The organism is Arthrobacter sp. ov407 (genome assembly GCF_900102895.1).
Taxonomy (GTDB): Bacteria; Actinomycetota; Actinomycetes; order Actinomycetales; family Micrococcaceae; genus Arthrobacter.
The window spans coordinates 15,706-40,458 of the sequence record NZ_FNGD01000014.1 but is presented as its reverse complement, the minus strand read 5'-3'; the positions used below and the strand labels follow the sequence as shown (position 1 = coordinate 40,458).

Here is a 24,753-nt window from a genome sequence, read left to right as displayed (position 1 = left end):
AACCGTTTCTAAGTCAATCCGATCCTGCCTGCACTGGTGACGACCGCGCCTGGACCTTTACCGGCCCGCAGCGTACCCCTGCGCACCGCGCGGATTCGCGGCAGCCTGCAGGACCCCGGTCTCAGGATCCCGCACAACCGCGGACAGCCGCCCCAGCGTCCAGTCACCAGCCCGGGTGACAACATGCCCGCGGCGCTCCAGCCCCGCGATGACGTCCTCACCGAGCCGGTCCTCGACGACGGCGCCGCCGGGCTCCCAGGTGCGCGGCCAGAATGACCCAGGCATCGACGTCGTATGGAACGTTGGTGCATCGACGGCCTGCTGCGGCGAGTACCCGCCCACGATGGTGCGCAGCAAATACGGCAGCTGCCATTGGTCCTGCTGGTCGCCGCCGGGCGAACCCAGCGCGGCCACGGCGTGGCCGTCCCGCAGCACGAGAGTGGGGGTCAAAGTGGTGCGCGGGCGTTTGCCGGGCGTCAGTGTGGACGGCGTGCCGGGCTCCAGCCAGGTCATCTGCAGCCGAGTGCCCAGGCAGAAGCCCAGTTCCGGGATCGCCGGGGAGGACTGCAGCCAACCGCCGGACGGAGTGGCGGACACCATGTTGCCCCAGCGGTCCACGACGTCGATATGGCACGTATCGCCGCGGGTCTCCCCCGCAGGTGTCACGGTGGGCTCGCCGACGCCGAGTCCGGCCGCGGAGGCAATCCCCGCGAGCGCCGGCGGCGTGTAATCGGTGCGCAACGGCGGCCCGTAGGGCTCCCGCCCGGGCACGGTGCCGGGCCGGAAATCGTGGGACGCCCGGTCCGTGATCAAAGCCCGGCGGCTGGCGCAATAGTCAGCAGAGAGCAGGTAGTCCAGCGGCACATCCGTGTCGCCGTAGTACGCCTCCCGGTCCGCGAGTGCGAGCTTCTGCGCCTCCAGGATGGTGTGCGCTCCCAATTCAGTGGACGGATCAAGGTAACGGTCCTCGAAGCCCGCCAGGATGGCCAGGGTCTGCAGCAGCGCAGGCCCCTGGCCCCACGGCCCGGTCTTGGCGATCGTATGGCCCCGGAACTCCACGGTGGCGGCCGCCTCGTAGCCGGCCTCAAACCCCGCCAGATCCGCCAAGGCGAGCACCCCGCGGTGATCCGTGCCCGAGGAGTGCCGGTGCGGAGCCTGAACCGAATCCACCATCGCGCGGGCCACGAAACCCTCGCGCCACTCGCGCCGGGCCGCATCAATCCCCGCCTCGCGGGACGGCGCCGCAACTCCGGCTTCGACGAGGCGCTGCAGCGTGCGGGCATACGCCGGATTCCACACCAGTTCACCTTCGGCCGGGATTCTTCCGCCGGGCATCCACAGCTCGGCTGACGTGGGCCAGTGCGTCCGGAACAGCGCGGACACCGCGGCGATGGTGGTTCCGACCCGGCCAAGCATCGGGTGGCCGTCCCGCGCGTAGCCGATCGCGAAGTCCAGCACCGCGTCCAGCTCCCACGTTCCGTGGTCACGCAGCAACAACAACCAGGCGTCGACGGCGGCGGGCACCGCGGCTGCCAGGGCCCCGGAGCCCGGAACGAGCTCCAGGCCTTCGGCCAGGTAATACTCCACGCTGGCCGCGGCAGGCGCCGGGCCCTGGCCCATCAGCACTACAGGTTTGTCCGGTTCCTCAGCTGTGACGAAGATACCGGTCATGTCGCCGCCGGGCCCGTTGAGGTGCGGCTCCACCACATGGAGCACGAACGCTCCGGCCACTGCGGCGTCGAAGGCGTTGCCGCCGAGCTCCAGCACTGCCTGGGCAGTCGCCGTCGAAAGCCAGTGCGTGGACGCGCTCATCCCGAAGGTGCCTTGCAGCGTGGGGCGGGTAGTGAACGGCTCCGGGCTGGTGAACGGCACCCGAGCCGCGAGCGGGCGGTCAGCGGAGACCTCTGTAACGACGGTGTCAGCCAAACAGTGCCGCCACGCGGGTGAGCGTCTCGTACACGCCATACGCGAGCGGCACGCCGACGAGCGCCCACGCGATGACCAATTTACCGGTGGACGGTGCCACCGGACTCTGTGCAGTACTCATTTCAGCCCTCCAAGGCAGGTTCTTCGGACCGGACGCGGCCGGCGTGGGGCTCGTGGAAGCGCGCCTCCACCGGCGAGACCAGCAGGTTCGCCACGAAACCGATCACCAGCAGCCCCACCATGGTCAGCAAGGCCGGCTGGTAGGACGCGGCATTGAGCGCGCCGGGTTTGCCCTGCGCGTCCAGGAACGCATTGACGATCAACGGACCCGCGACACCGGCCGCGGACCAGGCTGTCAGGAGACGGCCGTGGATGGCGCCGACCTGGAACGTGCCGAAGAGGTCGCGCAGGTAGGCGGGGGCGGTCGCGAACCCGCCGCCGTAGAAGGAGATGATGACGAACGCGAGGGCCACGTAAAGGACGGTCGACGTCGAGCCAGCCAGCGCCAGCACGGTGTAGAGCAGCGCTCCGACGCCGAGGAAGACCATGTAGATGCGCTTGCGGCCGGTGACATCGGAGGTCGCGGACCAGGCAAAGCGGCCCGACATGTTGCCGATCGACAGGAGCCCCACGAAGCCGGCGGCCACAGCGGCGCTGGCCAGGGAGGTGCCGTCGGGCTGGCGGAAGAAGTCCTGAATCATCGGGGCGGCCTGTTCAAGGATACCGATGCCTGCAGTGACATTGCAGAATAGGGCGATCCACACGAGCCAGAACTGTCTGGTCTTGACCGCGTTCCTGGCGGAGACGTTCTCCGTGGTGACCAGTGAAGCAGCCCTGACCTTGGTCGGGTCGAAGCCTGCCGGCTTCCACCCTTCGGCCGGGACTTTGATGGTGAAGGCGCCGAACATCATGTACGCCAGATAGACGACGGCGAGGGTGAGGAAGAGCTTGCCCACCGACTCGCCGCTGGCCACCCAGCCCTTGGCGCCGGAATTGGGATCGTACATCTTGAGCAGCGCCGTGGAGACTGGGCTGGCGATCAGGGCGCCGCCGCCGAACCCCATGATCGCCATGCCTGTGGCCAGTCCGGGCCGGTCCGGGAACCATTTAATCAGGGTGGAGACCGGGGAGATGTAGCCGATCCCCAGGCCAATGCCGCCGACCACGCCGTAGCCGAGGTAGACGAGCCAGAGCTGGTGGCTGAAGATGCCGAGCGAACCGATCAGGAAGCCGCTGGCCCAGAACACGGCGGAGGTGAACATCGCCTTCCGGGGCCCGTTCTTATCCACCCAGGTGCCCATGATGGCGGCCGAGAGGCCCAGCATCACGATCGCGATGGAGAAGATCACGCCGACCTCGGTCAGGCTCGCACCGAAGTGCTTCACCAGCGCCGTCTTGTAGACGCTCGTCGCGTAAGCCTGGCCGATGCACAGGTGCACGGCGAGCGCTGCCGGGGGTACGAGCCACCGGTTGAACCCCGGCGGGGCGATGGTTCGTTCGCGGTCCAGCCAGCCCATGAATGCTCCCTGCTCGTCAACGACGTTGGTGTCCAGCACATTGCGGCGACGGCCCTCTGCCAGGGCCTCTGACCGAGCTTCCGGCAGAGCTTCCGACAGAGGACCGTTGCCTCCCGGCAATCATGGTGCAGATCGTCAGCAAACGTACTAGTTATGCGCCAAGCGGTAGGAAATCCGCGATGAACGGTAGGGATGCCACCTAGCAGCCGCGTCCCGGGGAGCGCTACTTGCCCAGACCGGCCTTCCGGAGAGCCTCGGCCATCGCAGTGTTGACGGGCGACGGCGTGGGCGTCGACTTCTGCGGTTGCCTCGCCGGCGTCCGCCGGTCGGGCGCCGGCTTCCCGGCCAGCTGCTTCGACGGCGTCTGCGACCCCGATTGCCGCGGCCGTTCCGGCCGCGAGTCTGCGCGACCGTCAGCCCCACGATCGCCGGCAGCACGTCCGCTGGCTCCACGTTCCGCGGAAGCTCCCGGTTCGTCGTCGAGCCTTAACGTCAGCGAGATGCGCTTCCGCTCCGGGTCCGCTTCCAGCACCTTGACCCGGACCACCTGCCCGGACTTGACCACCTCGCGGGGATCCGAGACGAACCGGTTGGCCAGCGCGGACACGTGCACGAGCCCGTCCTGGTGCACCCCGACGTCGACGAATGCGCCAAACGCCGCCACGTTGGTCACGGTTCCCTCCAGCACCATGCCCGGCCTCAGGTCCGAGATCTTCTCGATGCCCTCCGAGAACGCTGCTGCCGCGAAGGCCGGACGCGGGTCACGGCCCGGCTTCTCGAGTTCGGCGATGATGTCCTGCACGGTGGGCAGGCCGAAGGAGCCGTCCACGAAGTCCTGCGGGTTCAGCGCCGCATAGCTTCCCGCGGCCGGCGCCTTCCCCGCGGCCGCCTTGATTTTCCGGGCCACCGGGTACGCCTCCGGGTGCACGCTGGAGGCATCCAGCGGCTCCGCTCCCCCGGTGATCCGCAGGAAGCCGGCACACTGCTCAAACGCCTTGGCGCCGAGCCGCGGGACCTTCTTCAACTCGCTGCGCTTGTTGAAGGGTCCGTGCTCGTTCCGGTACGCCACGATGTTCTCGCTCAGCAGCGGCCCGACGCCGGCCACCCGGCTCAGCAGTGCGGGCGAGGCGGTGTTGACGTCCACGCCCACCGCGTTCACGCAGTCCTCGACGACGGCGTCCAGGCTGCGGTCCAGCTTCGCGGCCGTGACGTCGTGCTGGTACTGCCCGACGCCGATCGACTTTGGCTCGATCTTCACCAGCTCCGCAAGCGGGTCCTGTAGCCGCCGGGCGATCGAGACGGCACCGCGCAGGGATACGTCCATGCCGGGCAGCTCGGCCGCGGCGAGCGCCGACGCCGAATACACCGACGCTCCGGCCTCGGACACCACGATCTTTTGCGGTTTGGCGTCTGACCCGGGCGAGAGTTGCTTGAGCAGTTCGGCGGCGAGCTTGTCCGTCTCCCGTGACGCTGTGCCGTTGCCGATCGCGACGAGTTCCACGCCGTGTTTCTTGGCCAGGCCCACGAGGGTCCGCAGCGCCTCGTCCCATTTCCGGGCCGGGGCGTGCGGGTAGACGGTGTCCGTCGCGACCACCTTGCCGGTGCCATCCACCACCGCGACCTTGACGCCGGTGCGCAGTCCCGGGTCCAGGCCCAGGGTGGCGCGGTTCCCGGCCGGTGCGGCCAGCAGCACATCGCGCAGGTTCGCGGCGAAGACGCGCACGGCCTCATCCTCCGCGGCGGCGAACATCCGGCTCCGCAGATCCGCCGTCAGCCGGGCCAGCACGCGTGAGCGCCACGCCAGTTGGGCGGTCTGCAGCAGCCAGGCGTCGGCGGGCCGGCCACGGTCGGCAACCCCGAGGAACCTGGCCACAGCGGCTTCGTACCGGCCGCGCGCGGCGGTGAGGGCGGCGTCGTCGTTCGGGTCAGCCTCGGCGAGATCCAGCTCCAGCGCCCCGTCCTTTTCGCCGCGCAGCAGAGCCAGGACGCGGTGCGAGGGCATGCCGGCCGGCTGCTGGGAGAACTCGAAGTAGTCCTTGAACTTCTGGCCCTCGGCTTCCTTGCCCTTCTTCACGCGGGACACCATCCGGCCCTGGGTCCAGAGCCGTTCCCGGAGTGTGGCGGCCAGGTCGGCATCCTGCGCGACGCGTTCCACCAAGATGGAGCGGGCGCCGGCGAGCGCCGCGGCGGGGTCCCCGATCGCGTGTTCGGCGTTGAGGTACTTGGCGGCTTCGCGTTCCGGGTTCAGGTCGGGGCGCTTGAGCAGGGCGTCGGCGAGCGGCTCCAGTCCGGCTTCGCGGGCGATCTGCGCCTTGGTGCGCCGCTTCGTTTTGAACGGGAGGTAGATGTCCTCGAGCCGCGATTTGGTGTCGGCGCCGACGACGGCGGCCTGCAGTTCGGGGTTCAGGGCACCCTGGGCGGCGATCGCTTCGAGGATGCTCTTGCGGCGGTCCTCGAGCTCGCGCAGGTAGCGCAGCCGCTCCTCCAGCTCGCGGAGCTGGGTATCGTCCAGCGTTCCGGTCGCTTCCTTCCGGTACCGGGCGATGAACGGCACGGTGGACCCGGCGTCGAGCAGGTCCGCGGCGGCCTTGACCTGCCAGGCCTGGACGCCGAGTTCGTCGGCGATCTGGGCGGCGATGCCGGTCTCCTGGGTGTGCGGAGTGCCAGTCTTTGGGGAGCCGGTCTTTGGGGAGGGGCCGGAGGCTGACGGGGAAGGGCGCTGCGGGAGTTGGGTCACCCAAACCATTTTGCCTTACGGCGCGAATGAGGGGCGGTCCGAAATGTCGGGTTAGCGACGCCGTCACCAACCGCCGCGCGTCGGCGTATGTCCCTTTCGGGCATCGTCGGGCATTGTCATTTCGGCCCGCAGGCCTAGGAGTCGGATCGGACGGCCCGCTTCGATTCCGGCGGCGAGGTCCAGGGCCCGCGCGAGGATTTCGTTGCTGTCGAATGTCTCGGGAATCTTCCTTGCGTGGGTCTTGGTGACGAACGGTGCGTACCGAACCTTGAGGGTCAGCCCAATCACGGGCCGTCCTTCGGCCACAACATCCTCAAGGACACGCGCGGTCAGATCTCTCACGGCGTCGTCCACCTGGGCGGGCTCGGTCAGGTCGCGCTGGAAGGTGGTCTCCCGGCTGTGCCCGCGGGCAACCCACGGGGTGTCGTCCACAACGCTGGCGCCGTCCCCTCGTCCGAGCTCCGCGTACCAAGGACCCATCCTGGGGCCGAACTCCGGGATAAGGTCCTGGGGGTCGGACGCGGCGAGCTCGGCGACTGTGTTGATGCCGAGTTTGGCCAGCCGGCCCGACACTTTGGTTCCGACGCCCCACAGGTCCTTGGTGGGCCGACTGCCCATGACGTCTAGCCAGTTACCGGCAGTGAGACGGAAGACGCCGGCCGGCTTGCCGAATCCGGTGGCGACCTTGGCTCGGACCAGGGTGTCGCCGACGCCCACGCTGCAGTGCAGCTGCGTTCGCTGCAGGACAGCGGCCTGCACCTGCCGGGCGTAGGCTTCCGGATTCTCTGTCTCAGTGCCGACAAAGGCTTCATCCCACCCCAGCACCTGCACGGTGGCGCCGGGCTGCGCGCGCAGGGTGGCCATCACCGTTTCAGACGCCGCGAGGTAAGCCTCGTGATCGACGGGGAGGATCACGGCGTCGGGCACTTTCCGGGCCGCAATGCGTAAGGGCATTCCGGAACCCACGCCGAACGCCCTGGCTTCGTAGGATGCGGTCGCCACCACAGCTCGTTCCGTGGGGTCGCCGCGACCGCCGACAATGATCGGCTTGCCCGCAAGCTCCGGCCGCCGGAGCACTTCGACCGCCGCGATGAACTGGTCGAGATCGACATGCAGCACCCACCGGATTCCGCTCACGCCACCAGTGTGCCCTAAACATCCCTCGCAAGCATCGGCTCTCCACCGAGCTTGGCCGCGCAGCCTTCGGCCTCCTGACTTTGCCGGGGCCAAAGTCGTACCGCACAGGGTTCCTCGACTTCACATGTCGGTGGCCTTTGGTAGCTTGGCAATAGGACCATCAACGACAGCGGATCTAGTTCAAGCGGATCTGGTCAACCGGATCTGGTCAAACAGGGTCAACCAACGGGGGCGCAGTGTTTTTTCTTGAACCGGAAGTAGCCGGGACAGCGCAGGACCTGGTCTTCTCCGCGAGCGACCTCGTCACGGCCGCCAGTTGCGAGTACCAGCTGCTCCGGAAGCTCGACGAAAAGCTGGGCCGCTCCCCCAAGGCTGCCTTCGAAGACGATGAGATGCTCAAGCATGCGGCCGTGTTGGGTGACCTGCACGAGCACCGGGTGCTGGGCTCCTTCGTCGAGGAGTTCGGCCACTGGGATCCAGCCACCGGACACGGCGTGTACGACGTCGTCCCGGCCGAGGCCATGGACCGCGCCACCCTTGAGGCTAAGCATCGGGAATCCATCGACGCCCTGCGCTCCGGCGCCGATGTTGTCTTCCAGGCTGCCTTCTTCGACGGCCAGTTCCATGGCCGCTCCGATTTCCTGGTCCGGCAGGCCGACGGCAGCTACGCCGTGTTCGACACCAAGCTCGCCCGCCACGCGAAGGTGACAGCCCTACTCCAACTGGCCGCCTACGGGGACCAGTTGCTGAAGGCCGGGATTGCGCCGGACCTGGCTGTGACCCTGGTCCTTGGCGCCACCGTCCAGCTCCCGGACGGAGGATTCGACTACGTCCGCAGCCACCACAAACTCTCGGAGATCCTGCCGGTCTTCCGCGAGCGGCGGGACCGCTTCCTTGCTTTGACCTCCTCTCATCTGGCCCAGCCCGGCGCAGTGCAGTGGGGAGCAGTTCAGTGGGGCGCAATTCAGTGGGGAGCCGCGGGAATCACCGCCTGCGGCCGCTGCGACTACTGCCAGGAGCAGGTCACGGCCACCGACGACCTCCTGCTCGTCGCCCGAATGAATTCGGCACAGCGCAAGAAACTCCGTGCTGACGGCATTCGCACGGTCACTGAGCTCGCGGAAGCCACTTTGGTCAGCCCCTCCGCCTCGTTGCAGCGCCTGCAGGCCCAGGCCCGGATGCAGAGCGGCATCGGTGCCGCGGATGGTGAGGTCCGGTTCCCCAAGGACGGCCAAGAGCACACCATCCGCTTTGGGGTCATTCCGGAAAACACACTGGCCGAACTTCCCCCGCCCAGCGACGGCGACATTTTCTTCGACTTCGAGGGCGATCCGCTGTGGCAGGAAAAGGCCACCGGAGTCTGGGGATTGGAGTACCTGTTCGGCGTCATCGAAGCACCGATGGGACCCGGCGTTCCCGGGGTTTTCCGGCCGTTCTGGGCGCATAGCCGGGAGGCGGAGAAACAGGCCTTCCTCGACTTCCTCGACTATGTGGAAAAACGGCGGCGGGACTACCCGGACATGCACGTCTACCACTACGCCGCCTATGAGAAAACGGCGCTCCGGAAACTCTCCGTCATGCACGTGGCCGGCGAAGACACCGTGGACCGCTGGCTGCGCGACGGGCTCTTGGTGGATCTGTACCAGACCGTCCGCAACAGCATCCGGATCTCGGAGAATTCCTACAGCATTAAGAAACTTGAGCCCCTCTACATGGGGACGACTCTGCGCTCCGGGGACGTGAAGGACGCCGGCGCCTCGGTGGTTGCCTATGCCCACTACTGCGACGCACGTGACAATGAGCGGCCCGATGAAGCGGCCACAATCCTCGCAGGGATCTCCGACTACAACGAATACGACTGCCTCTCTACGCTGGAGCTCCGGAACTGGCTCCTGGGCCTGGCGCAGGAGCGCGGGATCAAGCCGGGAGGCGGCGTCGCGTCCTCGGCCGCGTTCGAGGCCGTAGACATCAGCGCGGACTCCGGGCCGGCTTCCGCTGCACTGGAACCGCTCGAACTGGACCCGCTGGAAGTGGCGCTGGCCGAACTGGCGGGTCCCGGCGTCGGACTGTCCGAGGACGACCGGAAGGCGGTCTCGATGCTGGCGGCGGCGGTCAGCTATCACCGGCGGGAGCGCAAGGCGTTCTGGTGGGCGCACTTCGACCGCTGCGAGAACGGCCCCGACACCCATCACCAGCAGGACCGCAACGTCTTCCTCGTCGAGGACGCCGAGGTTCTTGAGGACTGGTGGAAAGACGGCGCCAAGCTGCCGGAACGCCGGGTGAAGCTGATCGGCACCGTAAGCCCCGGGTCCGACCTCCGTGAAGGCAGCACGTGGTTCCGCATGTATGAGCCGCCGCTTCCGGCCGGGCTCGAGGGCACAGGTGTCAACGGGACCGGACGCAACGGCTGGTTCGGCACCGAGGTTCTGGAGCTGGGCCACGAGGATGGCAAGGACACCGTCATCATCCGGGACAAGCTCCGCAAAAACATCGAACCCTACAACCAGGTCCCTGTAGCGCTGACCGAAGACCAACCCATCCAGACCAAGAGCCTTGAGGAGGCGCTGGCGGCCCTGGCTGCCCACGTCACCTCGGCATTGCAGGGGAGGCCGTCCGCGTTCCCGCATCATCCTGCCCTGGACCTCGTCCGGCGGGTCCCGCCGCGGCTTGCCTCCGGGGCACCGCTGCCCACGCCCGGCGACGGACCGGACCGCTACATAGACGCCATCACCGAGGCCGTAGCGGCCCTGGACCACTCCTATGTTGCGGTCCAGGGTCCTCCCGGGACCGGCAAAACGCATGTGGGCTCACACGTGATTGCCCGGCTCGTGGCCCGCGGCTGGAAAATCGGGGTCGTCGGCCAATCCCATGCGGTGGTGGAGAACCTGCTGAAGACCGCCGTTACCAAGGCCGGCGTGGATCCCTCCGTGGTCGCCAAGGACGTGAAACACGCGGAGCCCCTCCCCTGGCAGCAGCGTTCGGCGCAGGATGTGGCGCGCCTGCTGAGCTCGCCCGGCGGGGCGCTCGTCGGAGGTACGGCGTGGACCATGACGGGAGCAAATGTCCCGGCCGGGTCGCTGGATCTGCTGGTGATCGACGAGGCCGGGCAGTTCTCCTTGGCTAACACCCTTGCCGTGGCCCAGGCCAGCAGCCGGCTGCTGTTGCTCGGTGATCCCCAGCAGCTGCCACAGGTCAGCCAGGGCGCACACCCCGAACCCGTGGACGAGTCAGCGCTGGGCTGGGTTTCCGCCGGTCATGCCACGCTTCCGCCGGAACTTGGCTACTTCCTGGCCGACTCGTGGCGGATGACGTCGGAGCTTTGCCGGGCCGTCTCCGAACTCTCCTATGAGGGCAAGTTGCGCTCCGCCCCGGCTGCTGACCTCCGGCGGCTCGATGGAGTTCCTGCCGGAATCGAGACCGTCATGGTGGAGCACAGCGGCAACATCACGTCGTCGGCCGAGGAAGCCGCCGAAGTGGTCCGTCAGGTGAAACGGCATCAGGGGCTCAGCTGGCATTCGGAGGCGGGCAAACGCCCACTCGACGCCGCCGACATCCTGGTGGTGGCGGCCTACAACGCCCAGGTCAACGTGATCCGCGACGCTCTGGACACCGCGGACCTCTCTGGAGTGCGGGTAGGGACTGTGGACAAGTTCCAAGGCCAGGAAGCGGCCGTCGTGATCGTGTCCATGGCATGTTCAGCGGTGGCCGAGGCTCCGCGGGGCATGGAGTTCCTGCTCTCGCGGAACCGGATCAATGTGGCGGTCTCCCGCGGGCAGTGGCGGGCAGTGATCGTCCGCGCGCCGGAACTGACAAACTACCTGCCCACGCATCCGGAGGGCATGGAACAGCTGGGCGGCTTCATCGGCCTGTGCCAGCGGTCTGTGTCCTCCTGAGCTTCGCCCGCCAGCTCGCGGGACATGCCCATTCTTAGAATCCCCCAGTGGGTACAAGGGCATCCTGCTCACTGTTCATGACCAAGGCTGGACATGTCCCGCGGTGGTTCTTCATCCGCCCCGCGGTTATTCATGGCCGTCCCTGGGACATGTCCATTCTTTAACCCAAAGAGTGGGCAGAACGGTGCTCTGCCCACTCTTTGTCGCCACGGCTGGACATGTCCAGCGGCGGAGGTGCTGCCGCGCTGCCTTAGTTCTGGTAGGCCGGGTAGTCGGTGTAGCCCTCGGCGCCGTCGCCGTAGAATGTGGCCGGATCCGCCTCGTTGACCGGCAGGCCTTCACGCCAGCGGCGGACCAGGTCCGGGTTGGCGATGGCGGGGCGTCCGACCACGACGGCGTCAGCGTGGCCGTCTGCGACCAGCGCCGTTGCCTCGTCGCGCGTGGTGACGACACCGAAGCCGGTATTGACCAGGAACGTTCCGTTGAAGCGTGCGCGCAGGTCCTGGACGAGCTCGCCGGTGGGGTCCTTATGCAGGATGCTGAGGTAGGCCAGCTTCAGCGGAGCCAGAGCGTCCACGAGGTATGCGTAGGTGGCCCGGACGTCTGCTGCGTCGAGTTCGAGGGCACCCTGGACATTGTGCTCCGGAGAAATGCGGATGCCGACGCGGTCCGCGCCGATGGCGTCCACCACGGCCTGGGTAACTTCAATCACGAAGCGCGCCCGGTTCTCCGGGGAGCCGCCGTAGACGTCGTCGCGCTGGTTGGCGGCCGGAGTGAGGAACTCGTGCAGAAGGTAACCGTTGGCCGAGTGAAGTTCGACGCCGTCGAATCCTGCCTCTACTGCCTTGCGGGATGCCGTCACGAATTCCTGGACGATGCCCGGCAGTTCCTCGGTGGTCAGGGCGTGCGGTACGGGGAACGCCTTCTTGCCCTCGTACGTGCGGGTCTCGCCGTCGATGGCAATGGCACTGGGTGCGACCACCTCGTAGCCACCGGTGGTGTCCTGGTGGGTAACCCGGCCGGCGTGCATGACCTGGGCGAAGATGCGGCCGCCTTCGGCATGCACGGCCGCTGTGACGTTGGCCCAGCCCGCGAGCTGCTCGTCGGTCACGAGCCCCGGCTGACCCGGGAAGCCTCGGCCTGCGTGGCTGGGGTACGTGCCTTCACTAACGATCAGGCCGAGCGAGGCGCGCTGACGGTAGTGTTCGACCACCAGCGGGCCGGGGATTCCTTCGTTGCCCGAGCGTACGCGGGTAAGCGGCGCCATCACGAGTCGGTTGGGTAGTTCCAGCTCGCCGAGGGTCATCGGGGAAAACAGCATGCGCAGTTCCTTTCACAAGGGATTGGTTCGTTGGCGATAACTGCACAGCGTTGGCAACTATTCCGAGTGAGACTCGGATCACCCGTGTAGCCGCCCGTCACGGAGACGCGTCGACGGCGGGGACCCCACCGGCGAGGGCGTGAGGAGGGTTCGCCGCCGGGACGTCCGCCGCGGTGGTCATGGCGCCGGTGGTGCGACGCCGGGGCAGCCTTGGCCTTGGGGGTTCTGCAGGCACGTGTCTGCGTAGTTCCTTGTGATCGACCGCCAGACGCTAACGGTCTGCGGCGGCGATCTGAAGGAGCCTTGGCCCGGGATGGGAAGGGGCGGGCCGCCATTGACGGAGTAGGTGCCTTGGAAATGCGTTGTCAGAACCACGGGGAAGTCGCCGGTCTGGGCGTAGACGTGGCTCGTCAAGGTCTTCTCCCCCCAGCGGTCCTGCGGAAGCGGTCCACCGGCCGCCGTTTGCGGCCCCAGCGAAGTGCCGTCGCCATAGCTCCACGTGTACTCCACGGGCTTGGCAATGACGTGGACTGCCTGGGCCAGGATTGTGATGTCGAACTGCTGATCTGCGGCGCTGGCATAGAAGTTGGTCTCTGCTCCCCGCAGCGTGTTGGGGCTAGGTTGGGCCGAAGACGTGCCAGCCGATATCGGCAGCCGCTGGAATTCGCGTTGGATCATCGCGGCAATTCTGGGGAGCAAGTCCGCGGGCCTGGGGTCGAAGAGACACGTTGGGCCGGAGTGGAACGACCACGAGGGGTTCGCGATCCCAGCTGGTGCCTTTAGCCAAACGACCGGAATACCTTCTTTGCCGTCTGGCCCGTTCTTGCAATCGACTAGGACTGCGAGACAAGCCGCATCAAAGTCGCCTCCGCCTAGGTGGCACTGGAGTTCGTACTTGTACTGGAAAGGGTCGGGAGATACAGATCCGGGCTGAGTCCGAACGAAGTCATTCAATGCTTGGTCCCAAGCCCACCCTCCTACATGCGCGTCCTTGGGCCCCCAGCCACCGGAAATAGAAGGGTCCGCCGCTCCGTCTGCTGAGGCTGGGGGAGCCGATACGCACACCAAGAGGAGCACCGTTAGGAGTGCCCGCCCAAGATCGTGAGGTCGAAGGGTCCTCATTTCTTACCGACAATGCTTCCGACATCTTCAACGTGCCAAGCCTTATTGCGGAAAGCAATGAGGAGAAGGTTTCCGGTATCGTCTTTTTGCTCCCCTTTCTGGGCGACGCTCCCGTCGGCTCTGACGTAGGTCAGCGGGACTTGGTGAACCTGGACAGCAACCTTGTAAATGCCGTCGGCTCCAGCTGAAAATGTCGTTTCCACAGCAGGAGTCGTGATTTGACCGCCTATGAGCCAGCGCCCGTCTTGGTGCCAAGGGATGATGTCGCGCTTGGCCGTTCCGCATGGAGAGCATGCCGGCGAGGTGACGCTTTCCAGGGGTCCTGTATCGCCAGTCTCGTATCCGTAGCTGAGCAAACTGAACCAATGCCTTGCAAAGGCAATAGCACCTTCCTTCGTCTCCGCCTTCGCAGCCTCGGGCAGCACCGGGACCGGGACGTTCTGCGCCTTTCCGGTCGCGTCGGCGGGCTTGTAGCTGGCGGTGGGCGTCGGAGTTGCACTCGGCGTGGACGATGCTGACGGACTTGGCGAATCAGCAGGTGAAGATCCGGGAGGCGGGGTAGCACCCCCGCTGCACGCTGCCACCGACATCAGGGAGATCGACACCAAAGCGGCCGCACAGGCTCGCCAGGGACCGGAAAGCGAAGTGCGAGATGTCATGGTCAGCTACTCCCCCGATAGAAAATCAAGACGCCTGAAGCCGAATAGTGGCTTAAGGGTAACCGAGATCACATTTTGCTGGTCAAGATTATCCACAGGCGGAATGCGCCGGCCCGCAAACCGGCAGCCCACCCGTCTGAGTCCTTTAGCCTCTAGCGATTTCCCTACCGCGGACAGAACAATGAACACATGATGTTCGATCACGAAAACGGCAACCCCATTCTCAACCTGGACGATGAGCAGGCCTGGAAACTGGTGGAGGGCACTAAACACGGCAGGCTCGTGGTCACTGTGGCCGGAGAGCCCGACATCTTCCCGGTCAACTACGTAGTCGGCGGACGGAAATTGTTCCTCCGCACGGCCCCGGGCAACAAGCTGGCCGAGCTGACCATTAACTCGAAGGTGCTCTTCGAAACAGACGGCGTCCTGTCCGAGGAAGCCTGGTCCGTGGTCCTGCGCGGAACGGCGCGCGTTCTCGATCAGTCGGCAGACATCGCCGCCGCGGAGGCCCTCGGGCTCAAGTCCTGGGTTCCAACGTTGAAGGACTTCTACGTCGAAATTACGCCGACGTCGGTCAGCGGCCGCCACTTCCTCCTCGGCGACCAGCCGGAACGGGAGATCTAACGCCCGACGGCGACTACCGGCCCGCCGTCGTCGGCCGGGCCCGCCGCCACCCGCTGCCCGCTGCCCGCCGTCTCACGGTTGGCAGCCACCAAGCCATAGCAGCCGCCTAGACTTAACTGATGGCGGACAAGCTGACCCCGGAGCGGCGCAGCTGGAACATGTCCCGAATCCGGGGCAAGAACACCAAACCGGAAATGCTGGTCCGCAGACTGCTGCACGCGAAGGGATACCGCTATCGCCTGCACGGCAGAGCGGGCGGTGGCAAACTCCCGGGCAACCCCGATCTCGTCTTCGCCGGCCGCCACAAGGTCATCTTCGTCAACGGCTGCTTCTGGCATTTCCACGACTGCCGGGTGGGGCAGCACGCACCGCAAGCCAATGCCGAATTCTGGGAAACCAAACGCACTCGAACCCGGAATCGCGACGCCGCCCAGCGGCTTCAGCTCGAACATGAGGGCTGGGAGGTGCTCACCGTGTGGGAGTGCGAGCTGAAGGATCGATCGGCGTTGGAGCTCCGGCTGGACGCATTCCTCCGGGATCTGCCACCGGACGAACCCTCCTGAGGACGTCCGATAACCAGCAGAAATCCTGCGTGTCGCGCTGCCCGCTTCCGGTGCAGGCTGAACGGCCTCAGCTAATATTCGATTCCGGGGGCCTTAGGCTTTATTCGGTCAGTACCGCTGCGTACTGCAAACACGGGAGAGCGCACGATGCCGCACTTGCTGATGTCCAACGACGAGCCCGACACGGCTGCTACGCCAGCAGATTCCAGTCCCACAGTTCTTCAGTTCCCTCGCCTCGGCCACACCAGACACCGCGCCGTCCGGCCCCGCCAGTTCCGCGGAGCGGACCCGGGTCTGGAGCCGCTGCGCCGGCAGGCCACCTCGATCATCGACGAGGTCCTCGCTGACACCAACCCGGGAGATGAGCCAGTGCGGGAGAAACTTCGGTGGCATGTCGCGAACAACCCGGGCCAGCCGGAAAAGGCGCTCCTGGAACATTTGCGGACAGTGGCCGACCAGCAAGAATCCGCCTAGCTGTCTGAACGGTTTATCTGGTTGACCTGTCGATACTGGCCTGCCGGAGCACTTCGCCCCAGGACTGTTGCGCAAGATCGGCCACGGAGGCCAGGATTTCCGACGGCGGCAGGGACAGATCCAGCGGGAACTCGACAATGTCGATGTCGGTATTCAGAATCCGACGAAGCTTGATTTCCCCCGCACCCGGGTAAATAATCCACGCCGTCGGCACCCGCAAGGATGTGCAGTAGGCGAGCATCCGGTAGTGGTCGCCCGAGAGTGACGCGCCGGCGTCAGCGGCGGCCTTGTACTTGGCGTCGTACACCATCACGGGCCGGCCGCCGAGGAGGTGGACGGCCCCTGGCTGGACCACAATCCGGTCCGAGTCGTGGACGGCCTCGTTCAGCAGTGCGTTGTAGCGCAACCGCATTTCGCCGGGGTAGGCGGCCATGGCTTCGCGCAGGGCCGTCCCCACGAAGTCCTCGAACACCTTTGCCATGTCCACTACGAACGACGCCGACTGTTGCTTACCGTCGCCGGCCTCCGCCGAGGCGTTCCGCAGGATCAGTTCGGCGAGCCGGAGGGCCGCGTGGTAGCGGGTGTTCATCCGGCTGGGCCGCCACTGCGGCAGCGGCGCGCCGGACTGAAGGCGCGTCACGGCGTCGAGCTTTCCCTTCAGCTGGCGCAGCCGGCTAAGGACTTCCGGCCGCACGCGCGGCACCTGGGACATCCGTTCCAGCGCGGCTCGCAGAATCCGGTTCTCCGCGATGTCCTCGGTGAACTCGTCATAGGAGACTTCCAGCGGGACCAACATCCCCGGGCGGCGGGAAATCTGGTCCGACATTCGAATTCGGCCCTTGACGGTCCGGAGGGACTCTTCCACCATGAGGTACCCCTGCAGCACGCCGCGGCTCAGCGCCCGGTCCGCGAGCTGCGCCAGGGATTCGGCCAGGGCACTCCAAAGGTCGGCATGCTCCACCGCGGCGACCGAATCGTCCCGAAACCCTTGGTCCCCCGCGTAGCCGAGTAGGAACAGCAGCCGGCTCAGCCCGAGCCTTCCCTTCGGCCGCACCTCCAGCTGCACGGAGGGGGTCCGCACCGAGCCCACGCTCCCCACGGGTTCGATCCGGTACAGTCCCATGCCCATCGGCGAGGCTTTCGCCAGGCCGCTGGCGTTGACGTAGGCCGCAGTATCCGGATCAAGCCGCTCCACGACGCCGGCGGAGAGTTCGTCGAGAACGATGTGGCGGCAGGGCTCCGCCGCGCCGCCGCGTCCAGATAGACCCCGCCCAGATACACCGGGTCCGGATCGGCCTCGCCCTGCAGAACTGCGGTCCGACGAACTGCGCTCCAGCGCTACGGCATCGCCGGCCAGCCTAGGCATTCGCCAGGCGGGCCAGGAGTTGTTCCAGCCCGAATCGTTCCTCGAGCTGGGCACGGTTGAGCTGGCCGTGATAGTGCTCCTCCAGCAGCGGCATGAGCTCGAACTTCCAGATTCTGCGGAGGCCCTTGGGCGTCTGCGCGGCCTTCTTCATGAAGTAGGAAGGCCCGATCATGAGGTCGCGGTCCCATTCGTCGATCGCGTCGTTCAAGGCGTCAAGCAGCAAGGCCGGCGTCGTGTCCAGGTCGCGGGCCTGAAGGAAACGCAGCAGCGAGCCCTTCACGGGTTCCGTCTTCGGATGGAGCTCGATGAAGGAGAACCGGCGCCGGATGGCCGCGTCCATCATCGCGATGGAGCGGTCCGCCGTGTTCATGGTGCCGATGATGTAGAGGTTGTCCGGCAGGGTGAACGGCTCGTTGGGGCTGTACTGGAGGTAGATGCGGTCATCGCGGTATTCGAGCAGGAAGTACAGTTCGCCGAACACCTTGGCCAGGTTGGCCCGGTTCATCTCGTCGATGATCAGGAAGTACGGCTTGCTCTCGTTTCCGGGCTTGGCCGCTTCCTCGGCGAGCCGGCGCAGCGGCCCTGCCACGAGCTTGAAGGACACCTGGCCCTCGTCCGTCTTGTCCGGACGGAAGCCCTCGAAGAAGTCCTCATAGGCGTACGACGGGTGGAACTGGACCAGCTTGACCCGCTCGTCCGTGGTGTCGCCGGCGAGCTCGGCGGCGAGGTGTTTGGCAAGGTACGTCTTGCCCGTTCCTGGCGGACCGTAGAGCACCAGCTGCCGGTTCTCCTCGAGCAGTTCGGCGATTTCCTGCAGCGGGTCCAGGTCCATGTGCAGGGACGCGGCGAACTCCGGCGTCAGCGGCCGGAACCCGTCACAGGCAGGTTCGACGGCGGCATCCGGCTCGGCGCCGTCGCCGTCCTCGGCTTCCGCTTCTGCCGGCAGGAGCGCCTCGAGCGCCTGGATCACGCGGGTGATGTCCACGATGTTGCCGGGCGTGGTCAGCTGGCGCTGCACGTGCCGGGGCAGCCCCGTGGCGTCGTGCTCCTCATCGAACCAGCGGACCTTGCGGCGGAGCTGGCGGTTGTCCTTGCCATACTCCGGTTCGCCGAGCACCACGCCCATCCGGACCTTGCCCGAGCTCGGGTAGAGCGCGAGGTCACCTGGCTTCATCACGGTCAGGAAGGCGAAGACGGCGGTCTTGGTGTCCTCACGCTCCACGTAGCCGAGGTGCTTGTAGTCCTCGTCAACCGCATTCTGCACCAGCCCGGCGGTAACGCCGGGGTCCAGCAGGCGGAGATGTTCGACGTCGAGCGTCACTGCTTCTTCGTCCAGCCACTCCCCCAGCAGCTCGGCGTTGTCGTAGTGCGTGCGCAGGAGCCAGGCGCGGCGGCCCGGGTCGCCGACCTTCCGCCACTGGCTCACCAACTGGCGGGAGTACCAGTCGATCCGCTGCCCGGCTTGCTGGTCCAGGTGCAGGCGGATCCTGTGGATGTCTGCCGAAATGTCCTCGTCGCTGTCCCCCTTGGCCCCGCCCACCAGGGAAGCGAAGGCGTCGCGGATCTCCTGCCGTTCGACATCGGCCACAACGGGTTCGAAGTAGCTGGGCCAGACCAGGAACTCAATGCTGCGGCGGATGGCCGGCTGGTCATCCGGGGTTCCGGCGACCAGCCGGTGGAAGGCCAGCGGATCCTTGACCGCCGCCTGGACGACGTTGCCCGGCCGCTGCGCGACGTGCTGCACGAACCGGCAAAGCCATTTCAGGTGGTCCCAGATGGTCCAGTTGAATTCCGCTGTGCGGTCCCGGATTACGCCGTGGTCCGTCATGCCGGCGTAGAGCTCGTCGGGGAGCTCCAGCGGAGGCTCCAGCCAGGACGCGGCCTCGGCGACGCGGGCCCGCTTGACCTTCAGCGACTTGACCTCGTGGGCCAGCGGCAGGGACTGGAGGAAGAGTAACTCCACGGCCAGTTGCTTCGCCCCGCGGGTGGCACCTTCCAGGTTCTGGCGCAGATTGGTCATCATCGGCGCTTTGGGATCTGAGACGCCGCGTTCGAGGCGTTCCAGCAACTCCGCGGCAGCCTGGACGGACCATGTCCTGGTGCGGCCGTCCAGCGGGGACGCCTTGCCAAGCAGCCCCGGGCCCAGCACAAACCACGCCGCGTCTTCTATCTCCTTGGAGATACCGAGGGCACGGTGCAGGGCAGGCTTCTTGGATGGGGTCATGCGTTCAATTTACAGGCTTAAACTGAACGCGCGCATTTAACGCCACACCTAAGCTACCGCCCAGTAGTAACTGGCGGCCGGTCTGCTACTGCTACTTCTACTTCGCGACAGGCCGGTGCTTCACACCGAACGTGAAATAGGTTGCCGGCCCGATGAAGTTCACCAAAGTGGCAAGGCGCCACATGGCCTTGCTGCCGCGGATCTGCGCAGACGGGCGCCGGGTGATGTCCGTCTGGGCCGCGACGAGCAGCGAGAGTTGGACGATGCCGGCCGCGACGGTGCCGAACCGCGCCATCGGCGAAAGCTCGTTCCACTTCTTCTTGCGGGAGTGCTGCTTGTGGATGTTCTGGTGCAAGGTGTTGCCTAAGTTGTGATGCCTGTTCCTGTGCATGTTTTTGCCCATGTTCACGGCGACCACGCCTCCTTATGCGTCGGGAATGTTCATTCTAGGAGCCGTGCCGAGAACCGGTATAGAGGCTATGGAACCGGATGGGCGCGGGTGTACGGGGCCAGCCGCTCCTTCTGCTCCGGCGTCAGCCGCAGCACCCGGCCGGTTGCCTCGTCGACGAATGCGAGGTGGCTCGTGGCCCGGACGCAGTCCTCCCGGGTGACGGGATCCTGCACCAGGTAGTGGATGTCGAAGCTGGCGCCCTTGATCGCCCCGATCCACAGCTGGACGACGGCGGGCACGTTCCGGTACTCCAGCGTCCTGACATACCTGATCTTGTGCTCGACCACGAGCGCCAGCGTCCCCTCCGGGATTTCGTTGAAGAGCGACACGCGGGGTTCGGTTCCGGGCAACCCGGCCCCCTGGGGCGGGCCGAACGCCGCGATCCGTGCCTCCTCCAGGATCCGGACAATCTGGACGTTGTTGATGTGCCCGTAGGCATCCATGTCGCTCCAGCGCATCGGCACCTCCACCTCGAGGTGCCGGGGCTCCGTGCCTGTACTCTCTGTGCCCTCCCCGACTGTGCCCTCCCCGACAGACGACCCGCCGGCAGAGGGCACCGCGGAAGAGTGGTCCGCGGCGCTCAGCTGTGCACCGCCGTCGCGTCTTCCGCGGAATCCGCCAAGGCCGCGTCTGCGTCCTCGCCGGCGAACTGGGACATGTACAGCCGGTAGTACGCCCCCTGCATTGCCAGCAGTTGGGCGTGCCGGCCCTGCTCGACGATCTGCCCGTCCTCCATGACAAGGATGGTGTCCGCGTCCCGGATGGTGGACAGACGGTGGGCGATGACGAAGCTGGTGCGCTCCGTGCGCAACGCGGCCATGGCCTTCTGGACCAGGGCCTCGGTGCGGGTATCCACGGAACTCGTGGCCTCGTCCAGGATGAGCAGCGACGGGTTCGCCACGAAGGCCCGGGCGATGGTGATCAGCTGTTTCTCGCCGGCGCTGACGTTGTTGCCTTCTTCATCAATGACCGTGTTGTAGCCGTCCGGGAGCGCGCGGACGAAGCGGTCCACGAACGTGGCCTTGGCCGCCGCCATGATCTGCTCTTCCGTGGCGTCCAGCTTGCCGTAGCGGATGTTCTCGTAGATGGTTCCGCCGAACAGCCAGGCGTCCTGCAGCACCATGCCCACCTTGGCGCGCAGCTCCGAACGGCTCAGCCGGGTGATGTCCACCCCGTCCAGGGTGATGCTGCCGGCATTGAGTTCGTAGAACCGCATCACGAGGTTGACCAGGGTGGTCTTTCCCGCCCCGGTCGGTCCCACGATCGCCACCGTGTGTCCCGGCTCGGCCGTGAAGGACAGGTCCTCGATCAGCGGCCTGTCCGGCGTGTAGCTGAAGGTGACGTGCTGGAACTCGACGTGTCCGTCCGTCTTCGCCGGGAGGTGCTCGGTGGCGGTCTCGGCGTCCTGTTCCTCGGCGTCGAGGAATTCGAAGACCCGCTCGGCGGAGGCGACGCCGGACTGCAGCATGTTGGCCATGCCAGCCATCTGCCCCAGCGGCTGGGTGAACTCGCGCGAGTACTGGATGAACGCGGTGGCGTCGCCCAGGCTCATGGCGCCCGAGGCCACACGCAGCCCGCCGACGACGGCGATTCCGACGTAGCTGAGGTACGAGACAAACTGCATGACCGGCATGATCATGCCGGAGACGAACTGGGCACCGAAGCTGGCCTTGTAAAGTTCCTCGTTGCGCTCGTCGAAGCGGGCCAGCATGTCGGCGTCGCGGCCGAACACGCGGACCAGGTCGTGGCCGGAAAAGGATTCCTCGATCTGGCCGTTGAGCTCGCCGGTGTTCTTCCACTGGGCGGCGAAGAGCTTCTGGCTGCGGGCGCCGATGATGCCGGCGGCCACCCCGGAGAGCGGCAGGGCCACGAGCGCGATCAGGGCCAGCTGCCAGGACACGATGAACATCATGATGACGATCCCGATGACCGTCAGGGCCGAGTTCACGAGCTGCGCGAAGGCCTGCTGGAGCGCCTGCTGGATGTTGTCGACGTCGTTCGTGACGCGGGAGAGGATGTCGCCGCGCTGGCGGGTATCGAAGTAGTTCAGCGGCAGCTTGTTGAGTTTCTTCTCGGTGTCATCGCGCAGAGTGCGGACCACGCGCATGACCAGCACGTTGAGGACATAGCCTTGGAGCCACAGGAAGATGTTGGCGACGAAGTACATCACCAGCACCACGCTGATGAGGAATGCGAGCTTCTGGAAATCGATGCCGGCGCCCGGCACTACGTCCATCTTGGCCAGCATGTCGGCGAAGTTGTCCTGGCCCTGGGAGCGCAGTCCTTCGATGAACTGCTCCTTGGTGGCACCGGCCGGGAGCTGCTTGCCCACCACCCCGGCGAAGATCACGTCCATCGCCTGGCCCAGGATTCTCGGGGCAATGACGTTGAGGACGACGGCGACCGTCACCATACCGAGGACCGCGATGATGCCGGCGCGCTCGGGCTTCAGCAGCCCCATGAGCCGTTTGGCCGAGGGCCAGAAGTGCTGGGCCTTCTTGGCCGGCACGCCGAACATGCCGCCGTCGGCCTCGCCGGGCGTGTACTCCTCCTCGATGAAATCATCGTCGGTCACGTCGGTGGCGGCGGCCGCGGTGGTGTCGGTTGCCTTGGCGGGCGGGGTGGAGACTTTCTCGTTGGTGCTCATGCCACTGCCTCCGCGCTCAGCTGGGATTCGACGATTTCCTGGTATGTGCTGGAGCTTTCCAACAGTTCCTCATGTGTTCCGCGGTCCACGATCCTGCCGTTGTCGAGCACGAGGATCTGGTCCGCATCGGCGATGGTGGACACGCGCTGGCCGACGATGATGACCGTGGCATCGGCCGTCTTGGCCTTGAGCGCCCGGCGGAGTCTGGCGTCGGTGGCGACGTCAAGGGCGGAGAACGAGTCATCGAACAAGAAAACCTTGGGTTCGGTGACGAGGGCGCGGGCGATGCACAGCCGCTGCCGTTGGCCGCCGGAGACGTTGGTGCCGCCCTGGGCGATCCGCGCGCCGAGGCCGCCCTTCTTTTCGCGCACGAATTCCGCGGCTTGGGCGACCTTCAGGGCATCCCACAGGTCCTGGTCCGTGGCCTCGGGCTTGCCGAAGCGCAGGTTGTGCTCAATGGTTCCGGAGAACAGGTAGGGCCGTTGCGGCACCATGGCCACCCGCTGGGTGATCTCGGCCCGGTCCAGCGCGGTGACGGGGACCCCGTCGAGCAGGACCTCGCCCGATTCGGCGTCGTAGAGCCGCGGCAGCAGGGCCAGCAGGCTCGATTTGCCGGCGCCCGTGGAGCCGATAATCGCCACGGTCTGGCCGGGCTCTGCCGTAAAGCTGATGTTGCTCAGCACAGGCGCCTCTGCGCCGGGGTAGGCGAAGGTCACGTTCCGGAATTCAACGCGCCCAGCTTTTGCGGCCGGCGCCACCGGGGCGAGCGGTTCGTGGATGGAGGGTTCGACGTCGAGCACCTCACCGATGCGGTCTGCACAGACCGAGGCGCGGGGAATCATCATGGCCATGAAGGTGCCCATCATGACGGCCATGAGGATCTGCAAGAGGTACTGGAGGAAGGCCGTCAGCGAGCCGACCTGCATCTCGCCGGCATCGACGCGCTGGCCGCCGAACCAGAGCACGGCGGCGGTGGAGACGTGCAGGATCATGCCGATGGCGGGGAACATCAGCACGAACAAGGAGCCGATCTTCAGCGAGACGTCGGTGAGGTCCTTGTTGGCGGCGCCGAAGCGCTCAGCCTCGTGGGGTTCGCGGACGAAGGCCCGGACCACGCGGATGCCAATGATCTGCTCGCGCAGGACACCGTTGAGCCGGTCGATCTTCTCCTGCATGGAACGGAAGAGCGGCATGAGGCGGACCACAAGGTAGCCCACCACAACCACGAGCAGGGGCACAGAAACCCAGACGAGCCAGGACAGGTTGAGGTCCTCGCGCACGGCCATTAAGATCCCGCCAATGCACATGATGGGCGTGGCCACCATGAAGTTCAGCGCCATGAGCATGAGCATCTGGACCTGCTGCACATCGTTGGTGCCGCGCGTGATCAACGTGGGGGCGCCGAAGACGTTGACGTCCCGCGCCGAGAAGCTGCTCACCTTGCGGAAGACGCCGCGGCGCAGGTCCCGGCCGAACGCCATCGCAGCCTTCGAGCCGAAGTAGACGCCGGCGATCGCGGTGGCCACCTGGATCAGGGCGACGCCGAGCATGACGCCGCCGGTGCGCCAGATGTAGTCCGTGTCGCCGCGGGAGACGCCCTCGTCGATGATCTGGGCATTGAGGCTGGGGAGGTACAGAGCCGCGATGGTGGACGCCAGCTGGAAGATGACCACAGCCGCGATATATGGCAGATACGGCTTGGAATAGCGCCGCATGAGGGTAACGAGCATGCCCACGAGTCCTTTGGGGAGGCCGGACGATACGAAGACCGGATTATGAAGTGAGTTGAAAAGCTGATTGAAGACTATCCGTTGGGGCCGACAGCCTTAGCCATCCAACCCTACGAAATCCCCCGCCGGCGTGGAACACGGGACACTGAATATCATCCAAACGGTGTACTTTTGCGCCTGCCTGCAGCGCTGCCGCGGCCCTGCCGCGGACCTACTGCGCAAGCGCAGGCAGCGCAGAGGCCCCGCGGCTCCGCAGAAGCCCCGCGGCTGCGCAGAGACCCCGCAGCTGCACAGAGGCCCGCGGCTGCGCTTGGGCGGCCGCGGGGCCTCTGGGTTCCGCTAGACGGTCCGACGACGTGAGC

The 24,753-nt window shown here is 66.3% G+C and carries 18 protein-coding genes; 4 read left to right on the top strand and 14 right to left on the bottom strand.

Annotation, left to right across the window (positions count from 1 at the left end; genetic code table 11):
- Positions 1-57: 57 nt before the first annotated feature.
- The 5 genes from BLS42_RS16695 to BLS42_RS16680 form a co-directional block, all read right to left on the bottom strand.
- Positions 58-1,812 carry a gamma-glutamyltransferase family protein gene (locus BLS42_RS16695; protein ID WP_256336532.1) on the bottom strand — a complete coding sequence of 585 codons (1,755 nt, stop codon included), beginning with the start codon at positions 1,810-1,812 and terminating at the stop codon, positions 58-60.
- A gap of 106 nt (positions 1,813-1,918) precedes the next feature.
- Complete coding sequence (locus tag BLS42_RS20655) at positions 1,919-2,047, bottom strand: MFS transporter small subunit (protein WP_256336518.1); 129 nt, start codon at positions 2,045-2,047, stop codon at positions 1,919-1,921.
- Position 2,048: 1 nt separating this feature from the next.
- Positions 2,049-3,443 (bottom strand): OFA family MFS transporter, encoded by a 1,395-nt coding sequence (locus BLS42_RS16690; RefSeq protein ID WP_090583323.1) that lies wholly within the window; start codon positions 3,441-3,443, stop codon positions 2,049-2,051.
- Positions 3,444-3,666: 223 nt separating this feature from the next.
- Positions 3,667-6,189: a Tex family protein gene (locus BLS42_RS16685; protein WP_090583177.1), complete on the bottom strand. Its 2,523-nt coding sequence runs from the start codon at positions 6,187-6,189 to the stop codon at positions 3,667-3,669.
- Positions 6,190-6,243: 54 nt separating this feature from the next.
- The gene (locus BLS42_RS16680) at positions 6,244-7,299 is read right to left on the bottom strand and encodes a DNA polymerase IV (RefSeq protein WP_090583175.1); all 1,056 of its coding nucleotides are present in this window, start codon (positions 7,297-7,299) and stop codon (positions 6,244-6,246) included.
- Between the two features lie 254 nt (positions 7,300-7,553).
- On the opposite strand from BLS42_RS16680, the gene BLS42_RS16675 reads away from it, so the two are divergent.
- Positions 7,554-11,210: a TM0106 family RecB-like putative nuclease gene (locus BLS42_RS16675; RefSeq protein WP_090583174.1), complete on the top strand. Its 3,657-nt coding sequence runs from the start codon at positions 7,554-7,556 to the stop codon at positions 11,208-11,210.
- 250 nt (positions 11,211-11,460) lie between these two features.
- Here the strand turns inward: BLS42_RS16675 and BLS42_RS16670 are convergent, their stop codons facing one another.
- The 3 genes from BLS42_RS16670 to BLS42_RS20325 all read right to left on the bottom strand — a co-directional run bounded on the left by BLS42_RS16670 (position 11,461) and on the right by BLS42_RS20325 (position 14,312).
- Positions 11,461-12,531, bottom strand: a complete 1,071-nt coding sequence (locus tag BLS42_RS16670; protein ID WP_090583172.1) for an alkene reductase — start codon at positions 12,529-12,531, stop codon at positions 11,461-11,463.
- A 177-nt stretch (positions 12,532-12,708) separates the two neighbouring features.
- A complete protein-coding gene (locus tag BLS42_RS16665) occupies positions 12,709-13,209 on the bottom strand; it encodes a PKD domain-containing protein (protein ID WP_090583170.1) in 501 nt (166 codons plus the stop codon).
- A 440-nt stretch (positions 13,210-13,649) separates the two neighbouring features.
- Positions 13,650-14,312, bottom strand: coding sequence for a DUF6318 family protein (locus BLS42_RS20325; RefSeq protein WP_176803493.1), 663 nt, complete (start codon positions 14,310-14,312; stop codon positions 13,650-13,652).
- A 189-nt stretch (positions 14,313-14,501) separates the two neighbouring features.
- Here BLS42_RS20325 and BLS42_RS16655 point away from each other — a divergent pair, with 189 nt between their 5' ends.
- The 3 genes from BLS42_RS16655 to BLS42_RS20650 all read left to right on the top strand — a co-directional run bounded on the left by BLS42_RS16655 (position 14,502) and on the right by BLS42_RS20650 (position 15,973).
- A complete protein-coding gene (locus BLS42_RS16655; protein WP_090583166.1) occupies positions 14,502-14,936 on the top strand; it encodes a pyridoxamine 5'-phosphate oxidase family protein in 435 nt (144 codons plus the stop codon).
- 119 nt (positions 14,937-15,055) lie between these two features.
- Positions 15,056-15,499: a very short patch repair endonuclease gene (locus BLS42_RS16650; protein ID WP_090583164.1), complete on the top strand. Its 444-nt coding sequence runs from the start codon at positions 15,056-15,058 to the stop codon at positions 15,497-15,499.
- Positions 15,500-15,646: 147 nt separating this feature from the next.
- On the top strand, positions 15,647-15,973 hold the full coding sequence (locus BLS42_RS20650) for a hypothetical protein (protein WP_256336517.1): 327 nt from the start codon (positions 15,647-15,649) through the stop codon (positions 15,971-15,973).
- A 13-nt stretch (positions 15,974-15,986) separates the two neighbouring features.
- Here the strand turns inward: BLS42_RS20650 and BLS42_RS16640 are convergent, their stop codons facing one another.
- The 6 genes from BLS42_RS16640 to BLS42_RS16615 form a co-directional block, all read right to left on the bottom strand.
- Positions 15,987-17,339 (bottom strand): McrC family protein, encoded by a 1,353-nt coding sequence (locus BLS42_RS16640; protein ID WP_256336515.1) that lies wholly within the window; start codon positions 17,337-17,339, stop codon positions 15,987-15,989.
- Positions 17,332-19,563 carry an McrB family protein gene (locus BLS42_RS16635; protein ID WP_090583162.1) on the bottom strand — a complete coding sequence of 744 codons (2,232 nt, stop codon included), beginning with the start codon at positions 19,561-19,563 and terminating at the stop codon, positions 17,332-17,334. Before BLS42_RS16635 ends, BLS42_RS16640 begins: the two co-directional genes overlap by 8 nt.
- A gap of 97 nt (positions 19,564-19,660) precedes the next feature.
- On the bottom strand, positions 19,661-19,981 hold the full coding sequence (locus tag BLS42_RS20845; RefSeq protein ID WP_371129602.1) for a hypothetical protein: 321 nt from the start codon (positions 19,979-19,981) through the stop codon (positions 19,661-19,663).
- Between the two features lie 59 nt (positions 19,982-20,040).
- The gene (locus BLS42_RS16625) at positions 20,041-20,472 is read right to left on the bottom strand and encodes an acyl-CoA thioesterase (RefSeq protein ID WP_090583160.1); all 432 of its coding nucleotides are present in this window, start codon (positions 20,470-20,472) and stop codon (positions 20,041-20,043) included.
- A gap of 122 nt (positions 20,473-20,594) precedes the next feature.
- Positions 20,595-22,661, bottom strand: a complete 2,067-nt coding sequence (locus tag BLS42_RS16620) for an ABC transporter ATP-binding protein (protein WP_090583158.1) — start codon at positions 22,659-22,661, stop codon at positions 20,595-20,597.
- Positions 22,658-24,391: an ABC transporter ATP-binding protein gene (locus tag BLS42_RS16615; RefSeq protein ID WP_090583156.1), complete on the bottom strand. Its 1,734-nt coding sequence runs from the start codon at positions 24,389-24,391 to the stop codon at positions 22,658-22,660. Before BLS42_RS16615 ends, BLS42_RS16620 begins: the two co-directional genes overlap by 4 nt.
- Between the last annotated feature and the right edge of the window lie 362 nt (positions 24,392-24,753).